Consider the following 9,464-nt stretch of genomic DNA (forward strand, 5'->3'; position numbering starts at 1 on the left):
CTCTGGCGATTGCTCCCCACAAACTCAGTGCAGGGCATGAACATGCAAGAAGAAAGAGTTCATCAGAAGAAGTTTCAAGACCTTCTCCGCGAGCTGTTCGAGTTCGACTGTGCCGAGCTGGACTTCGGCATCTACCGTATCATGAACCACAAACGGGCGGTCATCGAACAGTTCATCAGCAAAGACCTGCCTGAAGTGATCGCTGACGAGCTGGCGTCTGGCGCGCTGGCGGAACAGGGGCAGGCGCGGAAGGTCTTGGACGAAGCTCGCAACAAAGTCATAGAAACGCTCGGCGATTCGGCGTTCACCGCTGACGGTAGCCTGAAGCCGGAGTATCATTCCACCCCTGTCGGCAAAGCGTATCTCGAAGCGTTGGCCAAAGCGCAAGGCGCGCGCTCGACCGAGGCGCTGGAAACCGACGTCTATAACCATCTCTACACCTTCTTCAGCCGCTACTGGCAGGACGGTGACTTTATCTCCAAGCGTCGCTACTCCAGGAAAGAACGCTACGCCATCCCCTACAACGGCGAGGAAGTGTATCTCTACTGGGCGAACCATGACCAGTACTACATTAAGACCGGCGAGTACTTCACCGACTACTCCTGGAAAGCGCCAAACGGCGTGACCGTCCACTTCAAGCTCCAGCAAGCTGATGTGGAGCAGAATAACATCAAGGGCGAAAAGCGCTTTTTCCTGCCTGTGCTGGATAGTATTACCTGGGACGAAACAGAGCACACGCTGACCATTCCCTTCCATTTCCGACCGCTGACCGAACAGGAAGCTATTGCCTACGGCCAGAAGAACCAGCAGGAATCCATTATTGCCAAAACGAAGGAAGAAATTCCCGGGCGCGTCAAAGCCTTGGAACAAATTCCTGAGCATTCCAAAACCGATATACTGGCTGCTCTCACGACCGAGCGGCGTAAGACGGAGAAAGGCGAGAGCGTATCGTGGCTGGAGCATCACCTGCGCCAGTACACCCGGCGCAACACGAGCGACTTTTTCATCCACAAGGACCTGCGCGGCTTTCTCTCTCGCGAATTGGACTTTTACCTGAAAAACGAAGTGCTCAATCTGGAGGAGATGGAAGCCGCCGGCGAGCACCTTTCCGAAGGCTGGTTTCAACTTATGCGCCTCATCAAGCGCATTGGGCTACGCATCATTGAGTTCCTCGCACAGATCGAGGACTTCCAGAAGATGCTCTGGGAGAAGAAAAAGTTCGTCACCGAGACGTTCTACGTCATCACGGTGGGCAACATTCCTCAGGAGTTCTACCCGGAGATTGCAACCTGCGAGGCGCAGTGGGCGGAGTGGGAGCAACTGGGGCTGACCGCCGGGAACGCAGGCGTCTCGCCTGCAAATCCTGGGAGCGCAGGCGTCTCGCTTGCCACACCTTTGCAGCACAAAGGGTGGTACACGCGCGGCTACTTGCCCCACTTCGACTCGGCAAACGTGCTTCAATTTATCACTTTCCGCCTCCATGACTCGGTTCCCGAAGAAGTCATCAAGCACTGGAAGCAGGAACTTCACTGGCATGAGCAGTTAGGTGCCGACTCGAAAGAAGCTGTGGAACTGCGCAAGCGAATTGAGAAGTATCAAGACAGCGGCAAAGGCGCTTGTTACCTGCGCGACGAACGTATTGCTCATCTGGTTCAAGATGCCTTGAAGCACTTTGATGGAGAGCGCTATCGCCTCATCGCCTGGTGCATCATGCCCAATCACGTTCACGTGCTGATTGAGATGATGGATGAACCGCTTCAGAAAATCATTCAGAGTTGGAAGTCCTACACAGCGCATGAGGCGAATAAAATCCTGGGCGAAAGGAAAGCATTTTGGAGCCCGGATTACTTCGACCGCTACATTCGTGATGAAAAGCACTTTAACGCCACTGTGGAATACATCTTGCAGAACCCGGTCAAAGCGGGTCTGGTTGACTCACCCGAAAAATGGCCGTGGTGCGGATATATTGCTGGGAACGCAGGCGTCTCGCCTGCATCAGGTCCTTCTGCATTCACTGGCGGACGGGACGTCCGCGATCCCAGGACAACGCACAGAATTGAATTTCTTAAGGCCCACCCCACGCTGCCGCTCGATACCCGCCACTTCCCACCCGAGTTTACAGACCGCCTTTTGGCTTCGTTCGACAACCTCGACGAGCGGACCGACGGCCTGCTGATTCACAGCGAAAACTGGCAGGCGCTCAATCTCCTGCAGGAAAAGTACCGCGATCGGGTGAAGTGCATTTACATTGACCCGCCGTATAATACCGCCGCGTCAGAAATTTTGTATAAAAATGACTACAAGCATTCCTCTTGGCTTGCTCTGCTTGCAGAGCGAATCATCCTTGTGAGGTCTATACTGGAAAGTGATGGACAATTGTGTATCGCAATTGACGATTCAGAGTTTAGTCGCCTACACCTAGCGATACAGACACTTTTGGGAGCCGATTCAATTTTAGGCACTGTTGCCGTTCGAAGTAATCCTGCGGGCAGATCGGCTTTAACCGGTTTCTCTGTGTCACATGATTACGCAATCTTTGTTGGTGTTTCTAGAGAATCCACAGTCGGCGAACTAGCGAAAAGTGATCGCCAAATTGCAAGATATAGTGAATCAGACGCTAAAGGACAATTTGAATGGGTGAATTTTCGTAAGCACGGTGGGTTGAATGCTAATAGGTTCGCAAGGCCCAAACTGTTTTATCCGATATACGCAGGTATAGATGGTCGTGTTCGTATCCCAGCAATGGAGTGGAATGAGGCAAGTCGTAGTTGGATTATTCTAGAAAATCCAACAACGCAGGAAACAGTGGTCTGGCCAATAGATGAAAGAGGAGGTGAGAGAACTTGGAAATGGGGACACGAGACAGTAATGAATAACCTATCTGAGTTGACCGCAAGGCCAGATAGGTCTGGTAGGTTAGGAGTTTACATGAAATCACGCATGCGTGGCGGGACTTTACCGCCCACACTTTGGGTTGATAGCAAGTACTCAGCAGCAGACTATGGCACTAACTTACTGGGGCATATTTTGGGCAATACAATTCTATTTTCCTTTCCGAAATCAATTTATACAGTTGGTGATTCTCTCCGAGTATGTAATCTCACAGGTGAAGACCTAACTCTTGACTACTTCGCCGGCTCGGGTACGACTGGCCATGCCGTCATCAACCTGAACCGCGAAGACGGCGGGCGGCGCAAGTTCATCCTGGTGGAGATGGCGCACTACTTTGACACCGTGCTGCTGCCGCGCATCAAGAAGGTCACCTTCTCCCCGGAGTGGAAGGACGGCAAACCCAAGCGTATGGCCACTGCCGAGGAAGCCGAACGCTCCCCGCGCATCGTCAAAGTCATCCGCCTGGAATCGTACGAAGACGCACTCAACAACCTAACCTTCGACGACCAAAGCGGCATGAAGGCGCTGGAGCTGTTCAAAGATGAGTATCTCCTGCGCTATATGCTCCGCTGGGAGACGCGCAAAAGTGAAACTCTGCTGGATGTGGAGAAACTGCAAACGCCGTTCTCTTACAAACTCCGCATCCACCGCGACGGCGAGACGCGCGAACGGCTGGTGGATTTGCCGGAAACGTTCAATTACCTGCTTGGGCTGGATGTGCAGACGCGCAAGGTCTATATGCGCAGGCGAGACGCCTGCGATCCCAGGGAAGCCGGGAACGTGGACGTCCCAGCCGGGAACGCGGACGTCTCGTCTGCAAAGCACTATCTAATCTATCGCGGTACGCTCCGCAATGGCCGCACCGTAGCCGTCATTTGGCGTGACACGCAAGGATGGAACAAAGAGGACTATGAACGCGACCGCGACTTTGTGGCCGAAGAGAAACTGACCGACGGCGCGGAGGAGGTCTTTGTCAACGGTGACTCGTTCATCCCTGACGCACAGGCGCTCGACGTGCTGTTTAAGGAACGTATGTTTGCAGGGGTGGAGGGATAAGATGCCGCTAAATATTAAACTGCCCCACGATGCCATTTCCGACTTCTGTCGCCGCTGGCATATTGTGGAGTTAGCCATTTTCGGTTCTGCACTGCGCGAGGATTTTCGACCAGACAGTGACGTGGATCTCTTGGTGACCTTTGAGCCGGACGTTCGGTGGACGTTTTCGCAGTGGCTGGAGATGACTCGTGAGTTGGAAACGTTGTTGGGGCGAAAAGTGGATTTAGTCGAGCGGCGGCTGGTCGAGCAGAGCAAGAACTACATCCGCCGAAAACATATTCTGAGCCATCTGGAGCCTATCTATGTGGCGTGACGCTGCCTATCTCCTCGACATGGTGATTGCTGCGAAAGAGGTTCTCCAGTTCAGTATGGGTCTTACCTGGGAGGGATTCCAGCAAAGTTCCTTGCACCAACATGCGATTGCGAAGGCACTGGAGAACATCGGGGAAGCGGCACGCAAGGTCTCAGATGAAACAAAAGCAGCGCATCCTGAGATCCCTTGGCCGCAAATCATCGCGTTGCGCCACCGGATTGCTCACGATTACTTTCACCTCGACTTGGTCAGAATGTGGCAGATCGTGCAAGAAGATGTACCTGCACTCATCGCAAAGATTGAGCCATTGATACCACCGGAAGAACCATGACATCGCGTAAGAGAGGAGAATCGGGACCGGCTCTCACGAGCATCCTCCAGCAATATGTCAAACTCGAAAACCGCCTGACCCTGCTGGCCTGGCTCAATCATCTGCTGGGCTATGGGAGCAATTGGAAACTGCTGGAAGACTGCAAGACGGTTGCCGAGGGCCTTGGCGCGGACGGGCGAAGTTTTCTCTATCATCACCTTATCGCGCGTGGCAGTAAGGTGCAGATCCCGGCCGACGACCTGGCGCGTTACGACGAGAACATTCGCCAACATTTGGAAAAGATCAATCGCTGTCGCGCCGAGAAAATCACACTGCGCTACTTCCAGTATCTGGCTGCGCTCTACACCGAAATCATCCTCGACCGCCTGTTCCATGCCAAGGGCCAATTGCTGGCTAACTTGAATGCATTCGTCGCCAAACGCAACGAGGCCCGCCTGCCCGGCGAACCTCAGGAGAAACCCTTTACCGAAGGCGACCTGACCAAACTGGCATACTGGATGGCTACGGGCAGCGGCAAGACGCTGCTTCTGCACCTGAACTATTACCAGTTTCTGCATTACAACCGCGAGCCGTTGGAAAACATTCTGCTGGTCACGCCGAACGAGGGCCTGAGCGAGCAGCATCTGGCCGAGCTGGCTGCCTCCGGCATCCCAGCGCGACGCTTCCACCTGAACGCGGGCGGCCTGTGGAGCAACGGTCAGAACATGGTGCAGGTCATCGAAATCACTAAACTGGTGGAGGAAAAAAAGGGCGGCGGGGTGAGCGTCCCTGTGGAAGCCTTCGAGGGGCGCAATCTCATCTTTGTGGATGAAGGCCACAAAGGCAGCGGCGGCGAAGCCTGGCGCAAGTACCGGGACGCGCTGGCCGCAACCGGCTTTACCTTCGAGTACAGCGCCACCTTCGGGCAGGCCCTCTCGGCAGTCCGTAACGATCCCCTCACCGCCGAATACGGCAAAGCCATCGTTTTTGACTATTCGTACCGCTACTTCTACGGCGACGGCTTTGGCAAAGACTTTCGAATTCTGAACCTGAGGGACGAAACCGACGATGAAAAAACCAACGTGCTTCTGATTGGCAACCTGCTGTCCTTCTACGAGCAAATCCGGCTTTATGAAGAAGGCAAGGACGGCCTCCGTCCCTACAATCTGGAAAAACCGTTGTGGGTGTTCGTCGGCAGCACCGTCAACGCTGTCTATCACGAGAACAAGAAACCGCGCAGCGACGTGTTGACCGTGGCACGTTTCCTCCACCGCGTCCTTTCTGATCGCGGCTGGGCGGTCAAGACCATCGGAGCCGTCCTGGACGGCAAAACCGGCCTGGTTGTCCCCGATGGGACCGACGTTTTTGCCGGACGCTTCGGCTACCTGAAAGAACTCGGCCTGACACCGGAGAGCCTCTATGCCGACCTGCTGACGCGCCTGTTCCATGCGCCGGCCAGTGGCGGTCTGCACCTTGCTACCATCAAGAGCAGCCCCGGAGAACTTGGCCTCAAGGCAGCGGGCGCCGAAGACTACTTCGGTTTGATCTACATCGGCGACACCTCCGCTTTTAAGAAACTGGTGGAAGAAGACGCTGGCGGCATCACGCTGGAAGATGACGCCATCGCCGCCTCGCTCTTTGAGCGTATCAACCGTCTCGATTCGGCCATTCACGTGCTCATTGGCGCAAAGAAATTCATGGAAGGCTGGAATTCTTGGCGCGTGGCCAGCATGGGCTTGCTCAACATTGGGCAGCAGGAGGGAGCACAGATTATCCAGCTCTTTGGCCGCGGGGTGCGCCTAAAGGGCAAGGGCCTGAGCCTCAAGCGCAGCGCGGCACTGGAGGGGGAGCACCCCCAACACATCCGTCTGCTGGAAACGCTGAACATCTTTGCCGTGCGTGCCAACTACATGGCGCGATTCCGTGAGTATCTGGAACGTGAGGGCGTGGAAGTCGAGCCGCCTATTGAATTGCCCTTGTTCGTGCGGACAAATGGGCAGTTCCTCCGGCGCGGGCTGGTCGTGCCGCGTCCGCCCGAAGGCCGGAACTTTGCCTGTGAAGAAGGTCTTATCCTTGAACCAAATACATCAATCTCGGTGCAAGTGGATCTCTCCGTGCGCGTACAGAAACTGGAGAGTGGGCATTATGGCTTGCACACCGACGAGGCGCACAGTGGGCAAGCACAAAAGATTCCACGCGAGAGTCTGGCCTGGATAGACTGGCAGCAAGCCTATCTTGACGTGCTAGCCTACAAAGAACGCAAAGGGTGGAGCAATCTGGTGATCCGCCCTGAAACGCTGCGCCAAATCATTGAGCAGGTTCCCTGCACCGTCGTGGCAGAGGAGACTGTATTTCGCCCGACATCTTTTGCCGACCGCGCCTTACTCCAGCAGGCCGTCACCCGGCTCCTGTGCCGTTATGTGGATCGCTTCTATCAGGTGCGGCGCGAGCAATGGGAAGAGCAAACGATGGTTTATCGTCCCCTGGATCGAAAGGATCCTAACCTGGGGTTCAGGCCGTCAAGTGTTCGCGAAGAAAGAGCAGGCTACGTTATCCGAATTCCACGCTCTGAACAGCAATTGGTGACCGCAGTACGACAATTGCTTGCGGAGCAAGAACGCCTTTACCAGCAGGAGAATGCCGAGCTGTCACGCATCCATTTCGACCGCCACCTGTACCAGCCTCTTTTGGTAGACATGCCGGACAAGGCGCAGATCGTGCCGCCGGGACTGAAGGAGAGCGAAGCGCGATTTGTACGCGACCTGCGCGAGTACTGGAACGCCGAGAAGGACACATCACTGGCCGGAAAGGAAGTTTTCCTCCTGCGCAACCTGGGGCGAGGGCGTGGCGTTGGCTTTTTTGAAGAACGCGGCTTCTACCCGGATTTTATCCTGTGGCTGTTAGATCGTAAGACCAAGACCCAGCGTATCATTTTCATTGAGCCGCACGGCATGTTGCACGCCAAAGCGTACATTCGTGATGAGAAGGCGCACTTGTGGGAGCGGTTACCGAAACTCGCGGCGGAGATCGGGAAACGGAGCAAGCGCTGTGATATATCGCTGGATGCCTTCATCATCTCTGCGACCCCTTTCGACGAGTTGCACCAACGCTACGATGATGGCACATGGGATAGAGAAAAATTTGCTGAGAACCACATTCTTTTTTTCGAACGCAACGACAGCTACGACTACATAAAGAAACTCCTGGGAGTATAGGCTCCCCCGCTTCCTGTCGACAGTGGGCAGGCGCACGTTCTGCCGACGGCGATCACACTGCCTTCACGGGACCTCGGAGAAGCATGGGATGCGCCTCCCTGCCCTGGTTGTGAGTGCAGAAGCTGCAGAGCCAAGAAACCTTGTACTCTGCAGAGGTGAGGAATCCGGCTTCGGAATAACTGAACAGATCTTACGCCGGTGAGGGAAGGGAGAGTATCGTCAGGGTTTCTATGCTAGATCGTGAGGAAAATATGATAGAAATCCTGATGACCCGTTACATCATCGCCTTGATCTATCGCGATACGAGAGCCAATTGTGTCGAGTTAGCCGAATGCTTTGAGGGCCTCAGTCATGATCCGTTCAGTCGAATGCCGGGAGAAGTTTGCTGCTGGCCAACACGCCTGTGGCAGGGCTTCGCTCGGCGACTGAGCGGGGAAGGAGGTTACTTGCTGCTGGACGACACGGTCAGAAATGGGGGCAAGCCATGTTTGGGGTCCCCATGGGGTTTATTCTTCACGATTGGGCAAGGTGGGGCAAGGGATCAACGTGGTACTGCCCCCTCTGGACCGATGGGCAGCGGCAGGTTCTGATTGGCATGAAGGTCTGGCGCAAAGGCGGATCGAGCCAACTCGTCTTGGCGGCCAAGCTGCTGCGCGCTGGCGCACCGGCTGGGCCTGCAACCGTAGTACGTGATCTTCGATAGTTGGTAGAGTGCCAAGCGAGTGTTGCAGCAGATGCGGTCTTAGGGTTGGCACTTTCTCACTCGGTTGAAGAAAAATCGGAAGGTGGCTGGTCACGCGTTGAGCCACCACTGGCGACAGCGCGATGGGCATGGCACAGGCCGGCTCACCGGTGGCATCCAGGTGCTGGTTGTCAAAGACGGCTCCCGGTCCTGGGCCAGACGTCATCTGTCGCTGAGCGTGCCCCACGTCAAAGCCATCTATCGAATCAAACAACGGCTCGAGCAAACCATCAAGGTGCCCAAGGATCAACTACGCTGGGGCAAAAATCCGGCTCGCAGCCAACCAGCCCACCTGGCTCATCTTCTTCATCTGTGCCTGATGGCCTTCTGCGTGTTGCAACAGCAAGCCGCCGACCAGGGCACCACGATTGATCGTCTCCGCCGCGCTTTATTCCGTCAAGCTATCCCCCTTCATTCACCGTTGCTACAACCATGTATGGATGCAACGTAACCTCTGGAGGTATTATTAACCCGAACTGCGTCGTCGCGGCAACTGCATGCTGGGCGCTGAAGCCTTTTTTGCCAGACTGTGCATGCCAAGACCCGAACGATTCCTGCCGATTCATTCCTTGTGAGCGCTGCCCGCGACGAACGATGAGCAATGCATCCTTAGAAGCGGAGGTGTAACTGCTGCGTCGTAATCGTTTCAAATAACGTGCTTGGAAATGCGACGGGCAAGAGTTTTCTGCTGACACGGCGTGTTAGAGCAGGGCGGCCAAGGGGACTCGGTCACCCGCTTGCCGCAGCCACGCCATCAAGTAGACAAAGCCAAGGAGGTTCTCTTTGACTTTGAACCCCCGCATCAGTTTGGACCGAATCTTGAGGCAGAGGCCGATGGTGCGTTCTGTGTCATTATTCGTCAGATGCCAGACACGACTCCATTGGTCGGAGATGCTGAGCGCCACCTGTTTGACCTTCCACCTGAGACTGGCTTTT

7 protein-coding genes are annotated in these 9,464 nt (G+C 55.2%); 6 read left to right on the plus strand and 1 reads right to left on the minus strand.

Annotated elements, in window-relative coordinates; genetic code table 11:
* The first annotated feature begins 42 nt into the window (after positions 1-42).
* The 6 genes from NZ823_10210 to NZ823_10235 all read left to right on the plus strand — a co-directional run bounded on the left by NZ823_10210 (position 43) and on the right by NZ823_10235 (position 8,979).
* Positions 43-3,948, plus strand: coding sequence for a DNA methyltransferase (locus NZ823_10210; protein ID MCS6805497.1), 3,906 nt, complete (start codon positions 43-45; stop codon positions 3,946-3,948).
* 1 nt (position 3,949) lies between these two features.
* Complete coding sequence (locus tag NZ823_10215; protein ID MCS6805498.1) at positions 3,950-4,261, plus strand: nucleotidyltransferase domain-containing protein; 312 nt, start codon at positions 3,950-3,952, stop codon at positions 4,259-4,261.
* Positions 4,251-4,592, plus strand: coding sequence for a DUF86 domain-containing protein (locus tag NZ823_10220; GenBank protein MCS6805499.1), 342 nt, complete (start codon positions 4,251-4,253; stop codon positions 4,590-4,592). Before NZ823_10215 ends, NZ823_10220 begins: the two co-directional genes overlap by 11 nt.
* On the plus strand, positions 4,589-7,786 hold the full coding sequence (locus tag NZ823_10225) for a DEAD/DEAH box helicase family protein (protein MCS6805500.1): 3,198 nt from the start codon (positions 4,589-4,591) through the stop codon (positions 7,784-7,786). Before NZ823_10220 ends, NZ823_10225 begins: the two co-directional genes overlap by 4 nt.
* A gap of 251 nt (positions 7,787-8,037) precedes the next feature.
* On the plus strand, positions 8,038-8,376 hold the full coding sequence (locus tag NZ823_10230) for a hypothetical protein (GenBank protein MCS6805501.1): 339 nt from the start codon (positions 8,038-8,040) through the stop codon (positions 8,374-8,376).
* A gap of 210 nt (positions 8,377-8,586) precedes the next feature.
* Positions 8,587-8,979, plus strand: a complete 393-nt coding sequence (locus NZ823_10235; GenBank protein ID MCS6805502.1) for a hypothetical protein — start codon at positions 8,587-8,589, stop codon at positions 8,977-8,979.
* 250 nt (positions 8,980-9,229) lie between these two features.
* On the opposite strand, the gene NZ823_10240 is transcribed toward NZ823_10235, so the two are convergent.
* Positions 9,230-9,464 (minus strand): hypothetical protein (locus NZ823_10240; protein MCS6805503.1); only part of this gene is annotated, 235 nt, incomplete at its 5' end.

The sequence above is a fragment of the Blastocatellia bacterium genome (assembly GCA_025054955.1).
In the GTDB taxonomy this organism is placed as follows: Bacteria; Acidobacteriota; Blastocatellia; order HR10; family J050; genus JANWZE01.

Coding starts and splice junctions, on each gene's coding strand:
- NZ823_10210 (MCS6805497.1), top strand. CDS start 43: ATGCAAGAAGAAAGAGTTCATCAGAAGAAGTTTCAAGACCTTCTCCGC.
- NZ823_10215 (MCS6805498.1), top strand. CDS start 3,950: ATGCCGCTAAATATTAAACTGCCCCACGATGCCATTTCCGACTTCTGT.
- NZ823_10220 (MCS6805499.1), top strand. CDS start 4,251: ATGTGGCGTGACGCTGCCTATCTCCTCGACATGGTGATTGCTGCGAAA.
- NZ823_10225 (MCS6805500.1), top strand. CDS start 4,589: ATGACATCGCGTAAGAGAGGAGAATCGGGACCGGCTCTCACGAGCATC.
- NZ823_10230 (MCS6805501.1), top strand. CDS start 8,038: ATGATAGAAATCCTGATGACCCGTTACATCATCGCCTTGATCTATCGC.